The sequence below is a fragment of the Enterococcus sp. LX10 genome, from assembly GCF_023539285.1.
Taxonomy (GTDB): domain Bacteria; phylum Bacillota; class Bacilli; order Lactobacillales; family Enterococcaceae; genus Enterococcus; species Enterococcus faecalis.
In genome coordinates this window covers 1,830,621-1,851,095 of the sequence record NZ_CP092784.1, presented here as the reverse complement: position 1 = coordinate 1,851,095, position 20,475 = coordinate 1,830,621, and the positions used below count along the sequence as shown (strand labels likewise).

Here is a 20,475-nt window from a genome sequence, read left to right as displayed (position 1 = left end):
GTGAAAGTTATTGATACAAAATTACAAGATGTCAAAATTATCGAAATGGATGTTTTCGGTGATCATCGTGGCTTTTTTACAGAAAGTTATTCCAAAGCTAAATTTGCAGAACATGGATTAGACTTTGATTTTGTCCAAGATAATCATTCATTATCAACAGAAGCAGGTGTCTTGCGTGGATTGCATTTTCAAAAAGGCGAAGCTGCGCAAACAAAACTAATTCGTGTTGTAACAGGTGCGGTATTAGATGTGATTGTTGATATTCGTAAAGGGAGTCCAACCTATGGTCAATGGGAAGGCTACATTTTATCAGAACATAATCACCGTCAGCTTTTAGTACCAAAAGGTTTTGCCCATGGTTTTGTCACTTTGACACCGAACGTGAACTTTATGTACAAGTGTGACAATTACTACAATGCGGCAGCAGACGGCGGTATTGCTTTTAACGATCCAGCGTTAGCTATTGATTGGCCAATTGCGCCAGAAAAAGCGATTACGTCAGAAAAGGATCAAAAACATCCAACCTTAAAAGAATTTGAAGCGGAAAATCCGTTTATCTATGGCGAAATTTAAGAAAAAAGTAGGAGAGTTTCAATTATGAAAAAAATCATCGTAACAGGTGGAGCTGGTTTTATCGGCTCAAATTTTGTTCATTATGTTGTAAAGAATCATCCAGAAGTTCATGTAACTGTATTAGATAAATTAACGTATGCAGGAAATGAAAAAAATCTTGAAGGTCTACCAAGTGATCGCGTGGAATTAGTCGTAGGAGATATCGCTGATGCTGAATTAGTTAATCGTTTAGTCGCTGAAACAGATGCGGTCGTTCACTATGCTGCTGAATCGCATAACGACAACTCATTAAACGACCCATTCCCATTTGTACAAACCAATCTGATTGGGACGTACACATTGATCGAAGCTTGCCGTAAAAATAATGTTCGTTACCACCATGTATCGACTGATGAAGTTTATGGCGATTTACCTTTAAGAGAAGATTTACCAGGACATGGAGAAGGCGAAGGGGAAAAATTCACTGCCGAAACGCCTTACAATCCTTCAAGTCCTTATTCTTCAACAAAAGCAGGATCTGACTTGTTAGTCAAAGCGTGGGTTCGTTCTTTCAACTTACAAGCAACAATTTCAAATTGTTCAAATAACTATGGTCCATATCAACATATTGAAAAATTTATTCCCCGTCAAATTACCAATGTCTTAAGTGGCATTACACCAAAACTTTATGGTGCTGGTAAAAATGTTCGTGACTGGATTCATACAAACGACCATTCTTCGGCTGTTTGGGCAATTTTAACAAAAGGGCAAATTGGCGAAACATATTTAATCGGAGCCGATGGTGAAGAAGACAATAAAACAGTAATGGAATTAATTTTAGAATTAATGGGACAACCTGTTGATGCCTATGAGCATGTCAACGATCGTGCAGGACATGACTTACGTTATGCGATTGACTCAACCAGATTACGCGAAGAACTAGGTTGGGAACCAGAATTCACGAATTTCCGTGAAGGCTTGGCAGAAACAATCAAGTGGTATACAGAAAATGAAGACTGGTGGCGTGCAGATAAAGAAGCTGTTGAAGCAAAATATGCACAAAATGGTCAGTAATTTTTTCTGACATGTGAGATAACAGTCGAAAGGCGATGGCAAAGTACAAAAGCTACTTTGCCCTGCCTTTTTTTCAAGAAGGAGTGAAAAAAATGATTTTAATTACTGGTGGAAATGGCCAATTGGGCACAGAATTACGTCACCTATTAGATGAACAAGGAATTGAGTATGTTTCAACGGATTCAACAGAATTAGATATTACTGATGCGGATAGTACGTTGGCAAAAGTGAAAGAAATTCAACCAAGCGTCATTTATCATTGTGCTGCTTATACAGCTGTTGATAAAGCAGAAGACGAAGGCAAGGAATTAGATGAAAAAGTGAATGTAGATGGCACACGTCATATTGCAGAAGCTGCTAAAGCAGTGGGGGCGACACTTGTTTACGTAAGTACAGATTATATTTTTGATGGAACTAAAAAAGAAGGTGTCTATGCAATTGATGATCAACCGAATCCTTTAAATGAGTATGGTCGGACGAAGTTATTAGGTGAACAAGCGGTACAAGAAATCCTGGACGACTATTATATTATTCGAACATCATGGGTATTTGGTCAATACGGTCATAACTTTGTCTTTACCATGCAAAAATTAGCGGAAACAAGAGACCAACTAACGGTAGTGGACGATCAATTTGGCCGCCCAACTTGGACAAGAACGTTAGCGGAATTTATGGCATTTGTTATTGCAGAAAAAGCGCCATTTGGTGTTTATCATTTGTCTAATGAAAACAGCTGTAGCTGGTATCAATTTGCTAAAGAAATTTTAAAAGATACTGAAGTGGAAGTACTGCCAGTGGATTCAACTCAATTTCCACAAAAGGCGCAAAGACCACAATATTCTGTCATGGATTTAAGTAAAACAGAAGCGTTAGGCTTTAAAATTCCTACTTGGCAAGAAGCCTTAGCGCAAATGTTAGAAAATGTTCAACAATAAAAACTTAACTAAAGAGTTTTTTTGTGGAGAGAAAGTGGAAAGGTGTTCTTCTATGAAAGTTCTTTTAATCATTCCTGCTTACAATGAGGAAGAAAACATTTTGCGGACGATTGCTTCCATTGAAACATTTAAACAGGAAGTTACGCATTTTCAACATGAATTGGATTATGTGGTAATCAATGATGGCTCGACAGATAGAACAAAACAAATTTTAGAAGCCAACCAAATTAATGCCATTCATTTAGTGTTGAATTTAGGTATTGGCGGGGCAGTACAGACAGGCTATAAATATGCCTTAGAAAATGAGTATGATGTGGCGGTTCAGTTTGATGGTGATGGTCAACATGATATCAATAGTTTACCTGTCTTACTGGCACCATTAGCAGAGGGTAAATGCGATTTTTCGATTGGCTCTCGTTTCCTTCCTGGAAACGAAGCGGCTTTTCAAAGTACGAAAATGCGCCGTTTTGGTATTCGTTTGTTATCTTTTTGCATTCGAATGGCTTCTGGTAAAACAATTTATGATGTGACTTCGGGGTATCGAGCGGGAAATCGGAAAGTGATTGCTTTTTTTGCAAAGCGTTATCCGACAAATTATCCTGAGCCAGAATCGATTGTTCACTTAATTAAAAAACGTTTTGTGATTGTTGAAAGACCTGTCAATATGATGGAACGGCTTGGTGGTGTTTCTTCGATTCGTGCCTTGGCTTCTGTGAAGTATATGCTAGAAGTCGGCTCAGCAATTCTGATTGCTGCCTTTATGAAGGAGGGAGATTAATGCTACCAACCGTGTTATGGCTAGCTTTATTTTTATTTGCAATTGGCTTTTTCTTATACATTATTCGAGGAATTAATAAAAATATTTTTCTCCTAAAAAATGCTTTGATTTGGTTATTAATCTCAATTGTCTTAATTATTTTTGCTATTTTCCCGCATGTGGCAGAATGGTTAGCAATGGCCTTTGGGTTTGAAACAACATCAAACTTCTTATTATCAGCTGCGGTGATTGTCCTTTTAATCATGGAAATTAAAAATTCTGTGTTGATTTCAAAACACGAAAATCGCATCAAAACATTATTGCAGGAATTATCTATCATGAAATCTGAAGAAAATAAAAAAGATCGCTAATGTGTAGTGACCCTTAAAAGTTGGACCTGAAAGTCTAATATTTAAGGGTCAGCTCAATGAATAGCGATCTTTTTTATTTAAGATTCATAATCACAATGCCGACAATAATAACCACAGCACCAATAAGGGCATTCGTTGTGATCGTCTCTTTTAGAATCAGATTTGAAGCAATTAAAATAGCGATGTTTGTACAGGCAACGCCTAAAGGAACAATGTAAGAAACATCGGAACGACTAATAATTAACATCCATAAAATAAAACTAATTAAATAACAAAATAAACCTAATAAAGATATAAGTGAGATATTCATTGAAAAGATTGTTTGTTGGAGTTGGATGTTCAAACTGCTAGAACCTAGTTTAAATAAGACCAGACCAGCAGAAGACAGAAATACGTAAATAATAAAAAGAACCATAATTTCCCTTCTCTCAAAAATAGTTTCCGTGCAAAAAAATGCAAGACCTCCATTATTGTAGCATAATCTCCCGAAAATTGGACAAGATTTTTTAATATAGCGAAATCAGTTAAATTTTTCTTTATAAAAAGGGGTCTACTATTGAAAAGCTAGGCGTTTATCGATAAAATAGAAATGTTGTTTAAAATGGCATTTTTGTATCCAAAAATTTTAGTTAAAAATAGTTTATTACGGAAGGAATAAGTATATGTTTAAAGAAACATTTTCAATTTTCAAGAATATTTTTCAGAACAAAAAATTGTTATTACAATTTTCATTTAATGATTTTAAGGCCAAGTATGCTGGTTCAGCACTAGGAATTGTCTGGGCATTTTTAACGCCATTAGTAACTGTTTTGACGTATTGGTTTGTCTTTTCTGTAGGCCTTCGTTCTAGAGCTGGCGACAATATGCCGTTCATTGTCTATTTAGTAACAGGGATGGTGCCTTGGTTCTTCTTTTCAGATTCGTTATTATCAGCCACGAATGTGTTTCGTGAATATAGTTATTTAGTTAAAAAAGTTGTGTTTAATGTACAAATTTTACCAACGTCTAAAATTTTATCGAACTTGTACACCCACTTGTTTTTCATTCTAATTGGTTTTGTGATTACTACAGCCAACGGTTATTACCCAAGTCTGTACAGTTTGCAATTAATTTACTACTTAGCTTGTTTATTAGTCTTTTTAACAGCAATTACGTGGATTACTGCTTCAACACAACCATTTTTACCTGATATTATGCAATTTATCAATATCATTATGCAAACAGTTATGTGGACATTGCCAATTTTATGGCAACCAACTGGAATGATTGCGACAATCTTAAAAATCAATCCATTATATTATATTGTTCAAGGATACCGCGAATCTTATTTAGGCGGTGCATGGTTCTGGGAACATTGGCAATATAGCTTATATTTCTGGGGAGTTACTATTGTTTTACTATTAATTGGCTCAACCGTGTTTAGACGCTTAAAACCACATTTTTCAGATGTACTATAAGGAGAGAACGACATGTCAGAATATGCAATTGATATCCAACATATTACCAAAACATACAACATGTATAAAAAGCCGTCCGATCGGTTTAAAGAAGCGCTTAGTCCAACAAAAAAATCTTACCACGATTTGTTTTATGCGTTAGACGATGTCACGATGCAAATTAAAAAAGGCGAGATGATTGGTTTTGTCGGCGAAAATGGCTCTGGAAAATCAACCATGTTAAAAATTATTACAGGAGTACTAACACCAACCTCCGGGTCTATGGTGATTAATGGGAAAATTTCAGCGTTACTTGAATTAGGTTCAGGTTTTAACCCAGAATATTCAGGGTATGAAAATATTTTCTTAAATGGAATGGTCTTGGGTTTTTCCCGAGAAGAGATGGAAGAGCGTGTCCAAGATGTCATTGATTTTGCTGACATCGGCGATCATTTGTATCAACCAGTTAAAACGTACTCTAGTGGTATGTTTGTCCGCTTGGCTTTTGCGGTAGCTATTAACGTGGATCCCGATATTTTAATTGTCGATGAAGCATTGGCTGTTGGGGATTTAGAGTTTCAATTAAAATGTATGGAAAAATTTACAGAAATTAAAAATTCTGGTAAAACAATTTTATTTGTTTCTCACGATGTAAACTCCATCCGTCGTTTTTGTGATAGAACTTTTTGGTTGCAACACGGGAAAGTCGTTGAATATGGAGATACGATGGACGTGACTACCAATTACGAAAACTTTTTGAAAAAGAAATCAATTAAAACAGTTGACCGCGAAGCGACCATGAAAGATGAAACCCCAACGCCAGATATTATTGAAGTGGATCATGCGGAACTTTTAAACGCGGATTATGAACCATTAGAAATGGTAACGCAAGATGAAAAAGTGATTGTAAAAATTGAATATACTGTCAAAAACGACCAAATTAAGAAGCCTGTTTGTGGGGTCGCCATTCGAACAGTGGACAATCATTATGTCTGTGGCTTAAATACGTTGTTAGATGGCGTGCAAATTCCTTGGAAAAAAGGACGGAATGTTTTTTATTTAGAATATGAAAAAATGTCATTATTAACAGGTGAATATTATTTTGATATTGCTTTCTTTGAGGAACATGCAACGGTCCCACTAGTCTACAAAACAAAATACGTGACGATGTTTATTACCGGTCGTTATGCCGGAGAAGGAATTGTCATCTTAGATCATAAATGGAAGGATACGACAAAAGATGAAGTATGATTTTGAAATGGAAACAGACGAGAGTACCAGTGTTGGGAAAATCGTAGCACAAATCAAAGAAAATAGTGATGTCTTGGAATTTGGTCCAGGTAATGGGCGGATGACTAGCTATTTGATGGAAGAAAAAAAGTGCCGGGTCTCAATTGTTGAATTAGACAAAGAACTTTATGATCATGTCAGTCAATTTTCAACAGATGCCTTTTATGGCAATATTGATGAAAATGATTGGGTCGAATACTTTGCTGGTAAGACGTTTGATTATATCGTTTTTGCGGATGTGTTGGAACATTTAATGAATCCTCAAAGCGCCTTAGCAAAAGTCAAACCGTTTTTAAAACCAGGCGGTCAAATCTTAATCACTTTCCCTAATTTGGCGCATAATTCGGTCTTAATTGATTTATTTAATAATCGTTTAACGTGGAATGAAACTGGGCTGTTGGATGCTACGCATAAATCATTCTATTTACAAGAAGGATTTGAAAAAGTTTTTGCAGAAGTTGGTTTATACATTGCCAAAGAAGATTTTACATTTAATCAAGTTGGCTACAACGAAATTCCTACGACGTATGAAGCGTTACCTGTAGAAGTACAAGCAGCTTTTAAAGCGCGTCCCTTTGGCGAAGTGTATCAGTACTTTTTTGCCTTGACTGCTGAACCAGTAGAACAGCCAGAGCGAGTGACACCTGTAAATTCATACAATGAAAAAAACGTTCATATTTTAATTAATTGCGGCGAAGAAAAAGAGACTGAGTTGGATCAACCAGTTGATTTACAAAAACCTGAAACAAAACAGTTCCAACTGAAGATACCAGAAGACGTCCAACTGATAAAATTATTCCCAAGTTTAACGGGGGCAATTGTCAAATTATCCATGACGATAGACGGCCAGACAGTCCCAGTCGCAGCCACGAATGCTTTTCTGGTACAAGAGAATGTCTATTATTTCTTAGATACGCAAGTACCTGTAATCGAAGTAACCGATGCACAAATGGCAGGCAAAGACCTGACAGTAGACATTGATTATTTCTTTGAAGGCAACTATTCAGAACGTGAAAATACCTTTATTCATGCATTGTTAGATGAAAGAAATCAATTTTTAGAAGAAATGAATAAACAGACGGAGACAGCCCCTATGCTTACTGGAAAATATAAACGAATCACGTTAACTAAATTTGATAAAATGATTAACTTAACCATCGATGATATTGCTCGCGATGTAGAAAATAACGTTTCTGTTATCAGAGGGTGGGCGTATGACAAACAAACAAATTATCCGCTAAGATTCAGTATTGCAGAAGCTAGTGAATCAGTCACTTATACGGTGGAAACAGAATATCGTCGGGATGTTATTGATATGTTTGAATTAGAAGGCGATCAAGATTATGGTTTTGTCATTACGATTAAAGATCCAGAAGATTTACCAGCCTACACGTTAAACATTGACACCAAATCAGGCCAGAAGGTTCAATACGTGGTGGAGCGTCCAAACATGGTTCAACCGGGCACGAAATTTGATCGAGCATGGCGTTCGATTCAGACACGTGGTTTGATGGGCTCAGTGAAGTGGTACTTTAAACGACAAGAAAAAGCAGAATCCCCTGTTGACGTGGAGGCAGTTTTAGCGGAAATTAAAACGTTCCAATTTCAGCCTAAAATTTCTGTCGCTGTGCCTGTTTATAATGTCGAAGAAAAATGGCTTGCAGCGTGCGTTTCTTCTTTACAAAATCAGTACTATGAAAATTGGGAGTTATGTTTAGCAGATGATGCATCGCCAAGCGAACATATTAAGCCCATGCTAGAAAAATATAAAGAACTAGATCAACGAATCAAAGTTATTTACCGCGAAGAAAACGGACATATTTCAGAAGCAACTAACTCAGCTTTGTCGATTGCTACTGGCAATTTTGTTGGTTTCATGGATAACGATGATGAATTAGCGCCACAAGCATTATATGAAGTGGTCAAAGCTTTAAATACAGACCCAACGATTGATTTTCTTTATACTGATGAAGATAAAATTACAGAAAATGGTCGTCGCTTCAACGCGTTTTACAAATCGGACTGGAATCCAGAACTGATTTTAAACCATAATTACATTACACACTTTGTTGTTGTGAAACGTGATTTATTAGAAAAAGTAGGCGGATTGAACTCAGCATATAACGGCGCTCAAGACTATGATTTCGTATTACGAGCAACGGAACAAGCAACGAAAATCAAGCATATTCCTGGTATGATGTATCATTGGCGTGCCATTGAATCATCGACTGCTCTAAACCCTGAAAGCAAAGGTTACGCCTATGTAGCTGGTCAAAAAGCGGTCCAAGCGGCAACGGAACGCCGTGGCTTAAAAGCACAAGTAGAGATTGCCGAATTTTATGGTTCCTATAAAATTAACTATCTTTATGATCATGTGCCGATGGTATCATTGATTATTACGAATGATACAGAGAATATGAGTAGCTACTTACGTCAATTATTAGAAAAAACTGCCTATACAAATTATGAAATTCTATTGCCTGCACGCTTCGAGAATCAAATAAATATCCAAAATGACCGTCTTCGTTATGTTTCAACAGAAACTCGTCATGGCATGATTCAAGCTGCTAAGGGAGAATATGTAGCTTTATTAAATGCTGGATTGGTACCAACGAAAAATGATTGGTTAAAAGAGTTAATGAACATTGGTCAACAAGAGACCTCTGGTTTAGTGACTGGCCGCGTAGTTGACGCACGCTATCGCGTGGAAACAGTAGGAGTATCAGTTGATACAGACAAAGGGCGATTACTTTATCCCGAAAAAGGCACCCCTGGTAAAAGCTTAGGTTACTATTACAGAATTGCTTTACCAAGAAATATTCAAGCAGCAACTGAAGACTGCTTACTATTCAACAAACAACTTTACCTAAATTTAGAAGGAATTAACGAAAACTTAGGAAAAGAATGGATGGGTGTCGATTTATCGTTACAATTTGCTAGCGCTGGTAAACGAAATGTATATGTGTCCTATGCAATTTTGAAAGCAGACGAAAAAATGCAAAACCATGATAAAAAAGGATCTTATAAAGAACTTGCGGAAAAATGGACCGCGGAAGCTTTAGTTGATCCCTACCGAAATCCGAAACATCTATAAGGAGAATGCACATGAATGAAGACATTAAGGTGATCTTTGATAGTATCTATCGCGACAAAACAACAAATAATTTAACCATTACAGGTTGGGCGTTAGATACAATCACTAAAGAAAGCCCAACTTTCACAATTAATAATGAAAACCAAGTGTCCGCTTATAACATTCAGCGCGTTTTACGTGAAGATGTTAATCAAATTTATCAAACAGAGCCTGCGATTGAAGCTGGCTTTGTTGTTACACTTGAAGGAATTAAACAAAAAAAAGTACTCCCTTTTCATTTTCAATCATCAGCACATGTTGTAACGGTGGATTTTCCCTTGAATAAAAAATATCCAGTGATTCCAGGGACAGAAGATAAAGTGACTCGTCTCTGGATAAAAGCCAAAAAAGGATTTAAATATATGGCTAAAAATGGTATTTCTCATACCATTCAACGAGCGAAAATTGAGAAACTGAGAAATCAAGCTTCGTACCCTAACTGGTTAGCTAGAAATGAAGTGCTAGACATAGAAGCAATGACACAAGAAATCGCAACATTTCATTATCAACCTAAAATTTCCATTGCGATGCCAGTGTATAATGTTGAAGAAAAATGGCTTCGGTTGTGCATTGATTCTATTTTGAATCAAGTCTATACTAATTGGGAATTATGTATGGCCGATGACGCCTCAACAGATCCCAATGTCAAAAAGATTTTAACAGAGTACCAGCAATTGGATGAGCGAATTCGGGTCGTCTTTCGTGAACAAAATGGTCATATTTCCGAAGCAACCAACTCTGCTTTAGCGATTGCTACCGGAGAATTTGTCGCCTTACTAGACAACGATGATGAATTAGCGATCAATGCTTTTTATGAAGTGGTTAAAGTGCTTAATGAAAACCCAGAACTGGATTTAATTTATAGTGATGAAGATAAGATTGACATGGATGGAAATCGTTCTGATCCAGCCTTTAAACCAGATTGGTCACCTGATTTACTTTTAGGAACGAATTACATTTCGCATTTAGGCGTGTATCGTCGGAGTATTCTAGAAGAAATTGGCGGCTTTCGAAAAGGTTACGAAGGTTCTCAAGACTACGATTTAGTCTTAAGATTTACTGAAAAAACGACAAAAGAACGCATCAAACATATTCCAAAAGTTCTTTACTATTGGCGGATGCTACCGACCTCAACAGCAGTGGACCAGGGTTCCAAAGGTTATGCTTTTGAAGCGGGACTAAGAGCCGTGCAAGATGCGCTTGTTCGTCGAAGAATTAATGGCCATGCAACGCATGGGGCGGCGAATGGCTTATATGATGTTTATTATGACATTGAATCTGAAAAGTTAGTCTCAATTATTATTCCAACTAAAAATGGCTATAAAGACGTACAACGTTGTGTTTCATCGATTATTGAAAAAACAACCTACCAAAATTACGAGATTATTATGGCTGACAATGGAAGTACAGATCCAAAAATGCACGAATTATATGCAGAATTTGAAAAACAATTGCCTGACCGCTTTTTCGTTGAATCAATCGATATTCCATTCAATTTCTCAACTATTAACAATCGTGCAGCGAAAAAAGCGCACGGAGAGTATTTGTTATTTTTAAATAATGATACCGAAGTGATTACAGAGAATTGGTTAACTTTGATGGTTTCATTTGCTCAGCAAGAACGGATTGGCTGTGTAGGTGCGAAATTATTGTATCCAAATAATACGGTTCAACATGCAGGTGTTATTTTAGGATTAGGTGGCGTCGCTGGGCATGGCCATTATGGGTATCCCCATGGTGACTTAGGCTATTTTGGCCGGTTAGCTATTAATGTCAATTATTCAGCAGTAACTGCCGCATGCTTACTTATGAAAAAAGCAGATTTTGATGCAGTTGGTGGTTTTGAAGAAGCGTTTACCGTAGCTTTCAATGATGTTGATTTATGCCTGAAAGTCCAAGCTTTAGGACGTGACAATGTTTGGCTTCATGAAGCAGAGCTTTATCATTTTGAATCTCAAACTCGTGGATATGATGATAAAGGCAAAAAGAAAAAACGTTTTGAACAAGAAAAAGTGATGATGGAAGAAAAATGGGGACCTTTAATTGAAAATGATCCATTTTATAATCCTAATCTGACAAGGGATATTCCCAACTTTTCATTACGAATTGACTAGATGCAATTGCGGATGACGAAATGGAGCGAAAAGATGGAACAACAACTAACTACAAGAAAAGAAAAACAACCATTAAGCAACCAAGCTGAGCAGAGCGCTCGCTTGGTTGATCATTTGTTACGCTGGCGCTATCTGCTAGCGGCAGTCATTTTTATTTTACTGGTCGCCTTTAAAGTCCATGGTAGTTCATTAAACATGTGGGATGCGTATGTTTCTGAATATGCGGATGGCCAAAAAAGTTCATTAATTGCTGGTGAACCAAGAGGTGTTCGTTCGGATGAATGGCTCGTTCAAACCCCATTTAGTCTGTCGCAAACACAAACGGGTTTGAAAACACATAATGATGTGATTACGTTAAATGGTCAAGACATGGTGGTAGGCTATAATTCGCCAGCGTGGAATTTGGCCACGTTAGCGAAACCTTTTACGTGGGGCTACGTGCTACTAGGTAAAGAATATGGCTTATCTTGGTATTGGAATCTTAAATTAATTGGTTTGATTTTATTCTCTTTTGAAATTGGTTTGATCGTCACACGGCGGAATAAATATTTAGCTTTGTTAGCAAGTGTTTGGATTCCGTTTTCTTCGGCCCTTCAATGGTGGTTTGTCTCGCCAGTTGGAGATTTAGTATTTTTTGGCTTAGGTTTTTTAGTAGGAATTTATAATTATTTCTATTATCATAGTAGTGTTCGACGTCGTGTCATTTGTGCGATAACGGCTGTTATTATGGCCTCAGGATTTGTTTTAGTTATTTATCCTGCGTTACAAGTACCACTTGGTTATTTGATTTTATTATTTTTAATTTTATTCTTTTTAGAATTTCGTAAAAAAATTAAGTTGGATAAGTGGGATGGAGTCCTGATAGGTGGGGCACTCTTGATGACGGCGATTATTGTTGGCGGATCGCTATATGGCTCATTGGATTCCTTAAAAGCAGTAATGGATACCGCTTATCCAGGAAAACGGGTAAGTTTAGGTGGCGATATGCCTAAACGCGACATTTTGTTATTTTTAACAAATTGGAAAATGCCGTTTCAAGATGTTCCATATTCAAATAATTCGGAAATCAGTAGTTTTTATCAATTATTTTTTGTTATTTTGCCACTCTCACCATTTATTTTTTATAAAAAAATCAAAGAAAACATTTACGGTTTTGTCTTATTCGTGTATTGTTTATTTAACTTAGTTTGGATGAGCGTTCAATTTCCAACAATTTTTGCTAAGTTGACACTGTGGTCTTATGTGCCAGAACAACGGGCGATGTTATCCTTTGGGTTTGCCGCTGTGTTGTTGAGTTTATGGTTCATCGATTATTTATGGAATCGTCAAGCAAAAATTCCAATGATGGCCTGGTTAGGGGCGCTAGGATTAAATGTTGTTCTGTATTTCTTTGTTTTATATACGGGCAATTTACGGTTATATGTTACACGAATGGACATCATTGGTGTCTTGGTTGTCGCTACCGTTTTAATTGTTGCTTTATTTAAACGTTGGCGCACGTTATTTGTCCTTGTCTTATTAGGAATCATTATGGTTTCTGGAGCCTTTGTTAATCCAATTTCTCGAGGCGTTTCTGCTGTCTATGGAAAAAAATTAGCGGTAGAAGTGGAAGAAATTAACAAAAAAGACCCCAACCAATTGTGGGTGGGCGAACGCTTGATGTATGGCTATTTGCCAATGTTAGGTGTGCATACCTTTAACGGTGTCGCTTTTACACCTGACTTAGAGGCTTGGAAACCATTAGATCCAAAAGGAAAAGACACATTTATTTATAATCGCTATGCGCACATCAATGTTGAAGTAGGAAATCAGACTCCTGTTTTAGAGTTGATGCAAAAAGATGCGATTATTGCTCGTTTATCTCCAGAAAAATTAAAAGAATATGGGATTAAATATGCGGTCGTTTATAAACCATTAGAACCGTTAGACACACCAACGATTCATTTTGAAAAATTATATGGACCTGATCAGAACGGGGCATATATTTATCGAATAAACGACTAGTGATTCATTCATGGAATGAGGTTTGAATATGGGAAAAGTATTGAATAGAATCGGTCGACTTATTTTATTAGTTACAATGATCGGCTCGTATACGATGTGGGTCGTAGGAATTGATGCGCCAGTCACAAAATATATGTATGCCAATAGTTCAATTTTATTATTAACAGCAGTAATACTTGTATTGCTATTAAATTGTACGAAATTAAAATTTATTGACTGGCTGACCGTAGCGTTGGCACTAGCCACCTGGCTCTTGTTTCACTTTACGGAATCAATCCGTCATAGCACAATGCAAACAGATACAATGATTCCTTTAATTATTTTGTTGGTCCTTTGTTTTAAAGTTTGTGTCTTTGATCGTTTGGATCAAACACTTTTATTAATTGTCTCTTTAGTTGCTTTGAGTGCGACTTTGTATCGGATGTCCGTGGAGTTGCCTCAGTTGATTCCAGCAGACGAAATTTTTAAAGAATCAAATAAACTAGAAAGTATTTGGATTAATACCAATACGATTGGTGCCACGTTGATGTTTTCAACAATGATGGCCAGTAGTTTGATCAAAGCATATAGAAATAAGGTTTTTAACCTGCTGCTTTTACCTGTATACATTGGTGGTGTTTTAGGTACATGGGTCAGTCAATCAAAAACCTCGTTTGCCATTTTAGTTGGTTTTATTCTGGTGGATAATCTTTTACCCAAACGTTTCTTGCAACGTTCGAAAGTTTGGCTGTTTGGTTTTGTCGGAGTAGCTACATTGGGACCGTCGTTATTTTACTTATGTGCGGAAACAGATACTGTTGATTTATTTACAGGAAGAGAACGAATTTGGCATGAGTTTTTTGCTAAATGGTTATCTGATCCTCAACATATTAAAGTCGGTATGGAGCCTTTTGTGGCCTCATGGAAACCGCTGGGGACACATAATGCTTTTCTATTTACGTTAAGTAATTTTGGTGTCATCGGCTATCTGATTTTATTTGGTTTTTTAGTCAGTATGATTTTATTGATTGGTTTCCGCAAAAAAACATTGGATCGTTTGCAAGTTAGTTTACTTTTAGGCTTCCTTTTAATCTGGATTCATTCATTTATGGAAGATATTTTATTAGCGCCTCATTGGATGCCGATTGTTTATAGTTTCCTTGGGCTAGCCTTCTACTTCCGGCCAGAGAAAAAACGAGGAAGACATGAAAGACCAACGACGCCTAAAAGAAGAAAACGAATGAAACAAACAAGTCCTGTTAGCAATGAAGAGCGCCCGATAGCACCTGTTGACGAAGAGGGCTGGGACCAACCGGAAGAATTAAGTCGTGTCCAAAGACATCGCAGATAATTTTCATCCTATAGAACTTTCTTGTCCGCTGACATTATGGTAATATAGGGGTTGCATGTTATTACAAATAATGTAATTACTGGAAGTGAAGAGAGGAAGTTTTTAATGACATCAAAAAGTGAATGGAGTAATGCAAGACGGATTGTAATTATTTTAGCAGACGTTTTGCTCTATAATTTATCAATCATCTTAGGGTTTATGGTGAAATTTGGCCGAGAAATTCCTTCATTTAACTTTGTGGCTTATGAAAAATCAGCAATTTACATTTCAATCTTTTTTATCTTTTTGAATTTGTTGTTAGGTGCGTATATTTTTTATAATCGCAAAATTAGTGACATCATTTTTGTCACGGTGATTGGTCAAATTTTAATGACTTTAACGATTATGATTGTGACATTTGCCGGACGTTGGTTTACGTTCCCGCGTTCTGTTTTAGGATATTCCTTTATAATCGGAATTATTGTTCTAAGTCTTTGGCGAATTCTTGTTTATTATCTTTACTTAAAGGTCAGCAATGAGCGAAAAGTTGTTTTACTAGGTAAAGAAAATCAAGTTATGCGGTCAATTCAAAACTTTATGTCTGATAAAAATAACAAGCATAAAGTAACGAGCGTTGTTGTCAGCAATTACTATGAAAACTTAAAAAAAATTATCGATGAAATCGATATTGTTTATATTTCAAGTAATGTTGATGAGAACGAAAAAGTAAAATTGTATCAATTAATTGTCAAACACAAGAAAAAAATCTTTTTAGATACAAGTTTTGAAAATCTAATTATGTTAAAACCGAACATGATGAACTTTGAAGATGAAAGTATTATCGAAGTCTCAAATTTTGAAATCCAACCAGAAGAGAATTTTATTAAACGTTTATTCGATATTTTAGTCTCTGTTTGCCTATTTGTGATTACCTCCCCCTTAATGCTTATTGCAGCAATTTTAGTCAAAGCAACCTCACCGGGACCAGTGATTTACAAACAAACACGGATTACATTAGATCAACGTGAGTTCTCGATTTTAAAATTTAGAACGATGTCGGCAACAGCGGAAGCAAAATCAGGTCCAGTCTTATCTACAAGTAACGACAGTCGCGTCACTACAGTTGGTAAATACTTGCGCGCTTTACGTATTGATGAGTTGCCACAACTAATCAACGTTATTCGCGGAGATATGTCTATTGTCGGACCACGTCCTGAACGACCATTCTTTGTTAATCAATTTAATCAGGAAAACCCGAATTACTATTTACGTCACAATGTACGTGCGGGGATTACCGGCTATGCCCAAGTTTATGGGAAATATGCTTCTGACTACAATAGTAAATTGAACTTTGATTTACTGTACATCAAGAATTATTCATTACTATTGGATATGAAAATTCTGCTTCAAACCATCAAAATTCTCTTTGATAAAGTATCATCAAGAGGATTGGATGAGTCTGAAGAACGTGAAACGATTACTTGCTCTTATTTAAAAGAACGAAATATAAAGTTATTGAAATGAGGATTTTATTGTGGAGACTGTGCCTATAAGTATTCTAATGTCAATTTACAAAAATGAAAAACCAGAGTATTTAATTGACACAATGGAGAGTATTTTAAGACAAACTATTCAACCTGAAGAAATTTTTTTAGTAAAAGATGGCCCTTTAACGTTAGAACTAGATGAAGTTATTGATGAATATAAACGAAAATTAGGCAATCAACTAAGTCTTTATTCGTTATCAGAAAATAAAGGATTAGGTATAGCGTTGGCAGAGGGAGTTTTAAATTGCCGAAATGAGTTAATTGCAAGAATGGACACAGACGATATTATGGTAGAGGACAGATTGGAAGTTCAGTATAAACTATTTAAAGAAAACCCAAGTTTAGCGATTGTTGGTGGTAATATTATAGAATTTGAGGGGAATGTTACCAATATTTTGGGAAGACGTATAGTACCAGAAAGTAACGAGGAAATTCGCCGCTTTTCGAAAAGAAGAAATCCATTTAATCATATGACAGTTATGTATAAAAAAGAGGATATTATTCAGGTTGGTAACTATAAACCTTTGAAGGGGTTTGAAGATTATTATCTTTGGATAAGGCTGTTGAAACAAGATAAAAAAGCGGCAAATATAAATAAGATTTTGGTTTATGCTAGAGGTGGAAAAGATATGTATTCTAGGCGTGGCGGGATTAAATACCTAGTTCCAGGATTAAAAGCGCGTAAAGTAATATATCAGGAAGGATTAGGATCTTTTTCTGATTTTATATTTGTTTCTGCAGTACATTTAATTATTAGTTTACTTCCTAATGGTATACGTGGAGTGATTTATCAAAAAAAGTTGAGAAATAAATAATATTCAAGGAGAGAATAATGAAAAAAATTTTATTACTGTTGTTACTTCCTATTTGTTTTTGGAGCCAAACGGTTTTTGCTTCAGATAAGCTTCAGGATTCATTACCTACAGAAAATCATAAAATGGGAGATTTTATTTATTCAACGTCAAGTTTATCTAATCAAATTTTATTTAGAGCAATGAACCAATTATCGCCAGTTGATGTAAATGCTGGCGATAAAAACACTCCAGGTCAAGATTTTATTGATGTTTCATACTGGAATGGATACATATCTACTACTCAATACTCTATGATGAAAAACCAATATGGTATTAAAGGTGTTGTAGTGAAGTTAACAGAAGGCACGTACTATATAAATCCATATGCAGAAAGTCAAATTAGAAATGCCCAAAGTGCAGGCCTAGTAGTTTCTGTGTATCATTTTAGTAGATATACGACTTCTGAGGAAGCAATTCAAGAAGCAAATTATTTCGTAAATTATATGAAAAAATTGAAACTTAACTCAAGTACTATTGCAGTTAACGATGCTGAAGCAACGGAATTATTGCAGGGGAATGTAACTGAAAATAGTAAATCTTTTATAAATCAAGTTAAAGCACATGGATACAATTATTCACTTTTATATACAGGAAAAAATTGGTTAAATAGTGGTTATATTGATCCTAACCAATTTGGATATAAAAATATTTGGGTTGCTCAGTATCCCTTCTATCCCGCTGCAGATTCAATTTGGAATCAAGAATATGGATCTTGGCAATGGAGTTCTCAGTTTTATTTTCCAGGTATTGCTCATCCTTTTGATATTTCTATGAGCTTTACTGACTATTTTGTGAAATCGCTGAGCGGTTATGATATCATTACAGAAGAGAAATCATTAAATAAGGACGGAAATATTTTATCTACTCCTTTTGATGAATATGGTAATAAACCATGGGGAACAGAAGGTTATCAAAAATTAGGAGCTGTAACTCAGTTTTTAAACAAAGACATAAAAGTTAAAAAAGAAGTGGTAACGACATCTAACAATAAGTATTATCAGTTTGAAGCTGATGGAAATAATTATTGGACTGACTACAGAAATATCAAATTATTTGATCAAGTCGTTTCAGAAAAGCCAATAGACGCAGATGGGACTATCCAATATTTCGAGTATTCAGAGTATGGAAGCGTCCCATGGGGAACACGAGGTTATAAGCGAGTAGGTCTCCTAAAAGAATATGAAGGTCAGACAGTGAAAATAACCAAAGAAGTGACAACTTCAGGGAACAATACGTACTATGAATTTGAATTGAACGGTCAGAAGTATTATGGAGATGTTCGCAACTTTAAGTTGAAACAGTACGATCAAGTCGTTTCAGAAAAGCCAATAGACGCAGATGGGACTATCCAATATTTCGAGTATTCAGAGTATGGAAGCGTCCCATGGGGAACACGAGGTTATAAGCGAGTGGGTCTTTTAAAAGAATATGAAGGTCAGACAGTGAAAATAACCAAAGAAGTGACAACTTCAGGGAACAATACGTACTATGAATTTGAATTGAACGGTCAGAAGTATTATGGAGATGTTCGCAACTTTAAGTTGAAACAGTACGATCAAGTCGTTTCAGAAAAGCCAATAGACGCAGATGGGACTATCCAATATTTCGAGTATTCAGAGTATGGAAGCGTCCCATGGGGAACACGAGGTTATAAGCGAGTGGGTCTTTTAAAAGAATATGAAGGTCAGACAGTGAAAATAACCAAAGAAGTGACAACTTCAGGGAACAATACGTACTATGAATTTGAATTGAACGGTCAGAAGTATTATGGAGATGTTCGCAACTTTAAGTTGAAACAGTACGATCAAGTCGTTTCAGAAAAGCCAATAGACGCAGATGGGACTATCCAATATTTCGAGTATTCAGAGTATGGAAGCGTCCCATGGGGAACACGAGGTTATAAGCGAGTGGGTCTTTTAAAAGAATATGAAGGTCAGACAGTGAAAATAACCAAAGAAGTGACAACTTCAGGGAACAATACGTACTATGAATTTGAATTGAACGGTCAGAAGTATTATGGAGATGTTCGCAACTTTAAGTTGAAACAGTACGATCAAGTCGTTTCAGAAAAGCCAATAGACGCAGATGGGACTATCCAATATTTCGAGTATTCAGAGTATGGAAGCGTCCCATGGGGAACACGAGGTTATAAGCGAGTGGGTCTTTTAAAAGAATATGAAGGTCAGACAGTGAAAATAACCAAAGAAGTGACAACTTCAGGGAACAATACGTACTATGAATTTGAATTGAACGGTCAGAAGTATTATGGAGATGTTCGCAACTTTAAGTTGAAACAGTACGATCAAGTCGTTTCAGAAAAGCCAATAGACGTAGATGGGACTATCCAATATTTCGAGTATTCAGAGTATGGAAGCGTCCCATGGGGAACACGAGGTTATAAGCGAGTAGGTCTTCTAAAAGAATATGAAGGTCAGACAGTGAAAATAACCAAAGAAGTGACAACTTCAGGGAACAATACGTACTATGAATTTGAATTGAACGGTCAGAAGTATTATGGAGATGTTCGCAACTTTAAGTTGAAACAGTACGATCAAGTCGTTTCAGAAAAGCCAATAGACGCAGATGGGACTATCCAATATTTCGAGTATTCAGAGTATGGAAGCGTCCCATGGGGAACACGAGGTTATAAGCGAGTGGGTCTTTTAAAAGAATATGAAGGTCAGACAGTGAAAATAACCAAAGAAGTGACAACTTCAGGGAACAATACGTACTATGAATTTGAATTGAACGGTCAGAAGTATTATGGAGATGTTCGCAACTTTAAGTTGAAACAGTACGATCAAGTCGTTTCAGAAAAGCCAATGGACGCAGATGGGACTATCCAATATTTCGAGTATTCAGAGTATGGAAGCGTCCCATGGGGAACCCGAGGTTATAAGCGAGTGGGTCTTTTAAAAGAATATGAAGGTCAGACAGTGAAAATAACCAAAGAAGTGACAACTTCAGGGAACAATACGTACTATGAATTTGAATTGAACGGTCAGAAGTATTATGGAGATGTTCGCAACTTTAAGTTGAAACAATAGTAAAAAAGGTGTACGTAAAAGTTTATGTACACCTTTTTAATTAAAATCGTTA

At 36.2% G+C, this 20,475-nt stretch carries 15 protein-coding genes; 14 read left to right on the top strand and 1 reads right to left on the bottom strand.

The features are described from left to right. The 5 genes from rfbC (at position 1) to MKZ30_RS08740 (ending at position 3,689) form a co-directional block, all read left to right on the top strand. Positions 1-573: a dTDP-4-dehydrorhamnose 3,5-epimerase gene (rfbC, locus tag MKZ30_RS08760; protein ID WP_002356893.1), complete on the top strand. Its 573-nt coding sequence runs from the start codon at positions 1-3 to the stop codon at positions 571-573. 24 nt (positions 574-597) lie between these two features. Beyond that, positions 598-1,626, top strand: a complete 1,029-nt coding sequence (gene rfbB, locus MKZ30_RS08755) for a dTDP-glucose 4,6-dehydratase (protein ID WP_002359895.1) — start codon at positions 598-600, stop codon at positions 1,624-1,626. A gap of 92 nt (positions 1,627-1,718) precedes the next feature. Then, a complete protein-coding gene (gene rfbD / locus MKZ30_RS08750; protein WP_010715344.1) occupies positions 1,719-2,561 on the top strand; it encodes a dTDP-4-dehydrorhamnose reductase in 843 nt (280 codons plus the stop codon). A gap of 52 nt (positions 2,562-2,613) precedes the next feature. Beyond that, on the top strand, positions 2,614-3,339 hold the full coding sequence (locus MKZ30_RS08745) for a glycosyltransferase family 2 protein (protein WP_010715343.1): 726 nt from the start codon (positions 2,614-2,616) through the stop codon (positions 3,337-3,339). Further along, entirely contained in the window at positions 3,339-3,689 is a 351-nt protein-coding gene (locus MKZ30_RS08740) for a DUF2304 domain-containing protein (protein ID WP_002356898.1), read from the top strand. The genes MKZ30_RS08745 and MKZ30_RS08740 overlap by 1 nt, the downstream gene beginning before the upstream one ends. Positions 3,690-3,762: 73 nt before the next feature. On the opposite strand, the gene MKZ30_RS08735 is transcribed toward MKZ30_RS08740, so the two are convergent. Further along, positions 3,763-4,104, bottom strand: a complete 342-nt coding sequence (locus MKZ30_RS08735) for an EamA family transporter (protein ID WP_002356899.1) — start codon at positions 4,102-4,104, stop codon at positions 3,763-3,765. A 247-nt stretch (positions 4,105-4,351) separates the two neighbouring features. Here MKZ30_RS08735 and MKZ30_RS08730 point away from each other — a divergent pair, with 247 nt between their 5' ends. The 9 genes from MKZ30_RS08730 (at position 4,352) to MKZ30_RS08690 (ending at position 20,423) form a co-directional block, all read left to right on the top strand. Then, positions 4,352-5,146, top strand: coding sequence for an ABC transporter permease (locus tag MKZ30_RS08730; protein WP_002356900.1), 795 nt, complete (start codon positions 4,352-4,354; stop codon positions 5,144-5,146). A gap of 12 nt (positions 5,147-5,158) precedes the next feature. Next, on the top strand, positions 5,159-6,376 hold the full coding sequence (locus MKZ30_RS08725) for an ABC transporter ATP-binding protein (protein WP_002356901.1): 1,218 nt from the start codon (positions 5,159-5,161) through the stop codon (positions 6,374-6,376). After that, positions 6,366-9,509: a glycosyltransferase gene (locus MKZ30_RS08720; protein ID WP_033600747.1), complete on the top strand. Its 3,144-nt coding sequence runs from the start codon at positions 6,366-6,368 to the stop codon at positions 9,507-9,509. Before MKZ30_RS08725 ends, MKZ30_RS08720 begins: the two co-directional genes overlap by 11 nt. A gap of 11 nt (positions 9,510-9,520) precedes the next feature. Continuing rightward, on the top strand, positions 9,521-11,662 hold the full coding sequence (locus tag MKZ30_RS08715; RefSeq protein WP_126300965.1) for a glycosyltransferase family 2 protein: 2,142 nt from the start codon (positions 9,521-9,523) through the stop codon (positions 11,660-11,662). Beyond that, positions 11,663-13,666: a DUF7657 domain-containing protein gene (locus MKZ30_RS08710; RefSeq protein ID WP_161633690.1), complete on the top strand. Its 2,004-nt coding sequence runs from the start codon at positions 11,663-11,665 to the stop codon at positions 13,664-13,666. A 28-nt stretch (positions 13,667-13,694) separates the two neighbouring features. Beyond that, a complete protein-coding gene (locus tag MKZ30_RS08705; RefSeq protein WP_033600743.1) occupies positions 13,695-14,996 on the top strand; it encodes an EpaQ family protein in 1,302 nt (433 codons plus the stop codon). Between the two features lie 105 nt (positions 14,997-15,101). Continuing rightward, positions 15,102-16,499 (top strand): sugar transferase, encoded by a 1,398-nt coding sequence (locus MKZ30_RS08700; protein ID WP_033600742.1) that lies wholly within the window; start codon positions 15,102-15,104, stop codon positions 16,497-16,499. Positions 16,500-16,509: 10 nt separating this feature from the next. Next, a complete protein-coding gene (locus MKZ30_RS08695; RefSeq protein ID WP_033600741.1) occupies positions 16,510-17,337 on the top strand; it encodes a glycosyltransferase in 828 nt (275 codons plus the stop codon). Between the two features lie 17 nt (positions 17,338-17,354). Further along, positions 17,355-20,423 (top strand): GW dipeptide domain-containing protein, encoded by a 3,069-nt coding sequence (locus tag MKZ30_RS08690; RefSeq protein WP_249958754.1) that lies wholly within the window; start codon positions 17,355-17,357, stop codon positions 20,421-20,423. Positions 20,424-20,475 lie beyond the last annotated feature (52 nt).

Bases quoted from the DNA above. Each gene is read 5' to 3' on its own strand.
- rfbB (WP_002359895.1), top strand. From the start codon at position 598: ATGAAAAAAATCATCGTAACAGGTGGAGCTGGTTTTATCGGCTCAAAT.
- rfbD (WP_010715344.1), top strand. From the start codon at position 1,719: ATGATTTTAATTACTGGTGGAAATGGCCAATTGGGCACAGAATTACGT.
- MKZ30_RS08745 (WP_010715343.1), top strand. From the start codon at position 2,614: ATGAAAGTTCTTTTAATCATTCCTGCTTACAATGAGGAAGAAAACATT.
- MKZ30_RS08740 (WP_002356898.1), top strand. From the start codon at position 3,339: ATGCTACCAACCGTGTTATGGCTAGCTTTATTTTTATTTGCAATTGGC.
- MKZ30_RS08735 (WP_002356899.1), bottom strand. From the start codon at position 4,104: ATGGTTCTTTTTATTATTTACGTATTTCTGTCTTCTGCTGGTCTGGTC.
- MKZ30_RS08730 (WP_002356900.1), top strand. From the start codon at position 4,352: ATGTTTAAAGAAACATTTTCAATTTTCAAGAATATTTTTCAGAACAAA.
- MKZ30_RS08725 (WP_002356901.1), top strand. From the start codon at position 5,159: ATGTCAGAATATGCAATTGATATCCAACATATTACCAAAACATACAAC.
- MKZ30_RS08720 (WP_033600747.1), top strand. From the start codon at position 6,366: ATGAAGTATGATTTTGAAATGGAAACAGACGAGAGTACCAGTGTTGGG.
- MKZ30_RS08715 (WP_126300965.1), top strand. From the start codon at position 9,521: ATGAATGAAGACATTAAGGTGATCTTTGATAGTATCTATCGCGACAAA.
- MKZ30_RS08710 (WP_161633690.1), top strand. From the start codon at position 11,663: ATGCAATTGCGGATGACGAAATGGAGCGAAAAGATGGAACAACAACTA.
- MKZ30_RS08705 (WP_033600743.1), top strand. From the start codon at position 13,695: ATGGGAAAAGTATTGAATAGAATCGGTCGACTTATTTTATTAGTTACA.
- MKZ30_RS08700 (WP_033600742.1), top strand. From the start codon at position 15,102: ATGACATCAAAAAGTGAATGGAGTAATGCAAGACGGATTGTAATTATT.
- MKZ30_RS08690 (WP_249958754.1), top strand. From the start codon at position 17,355: ATGAAAAAAATTTTATTACTGTTGTTACTTCCTATTTGTTTTTGGAGC.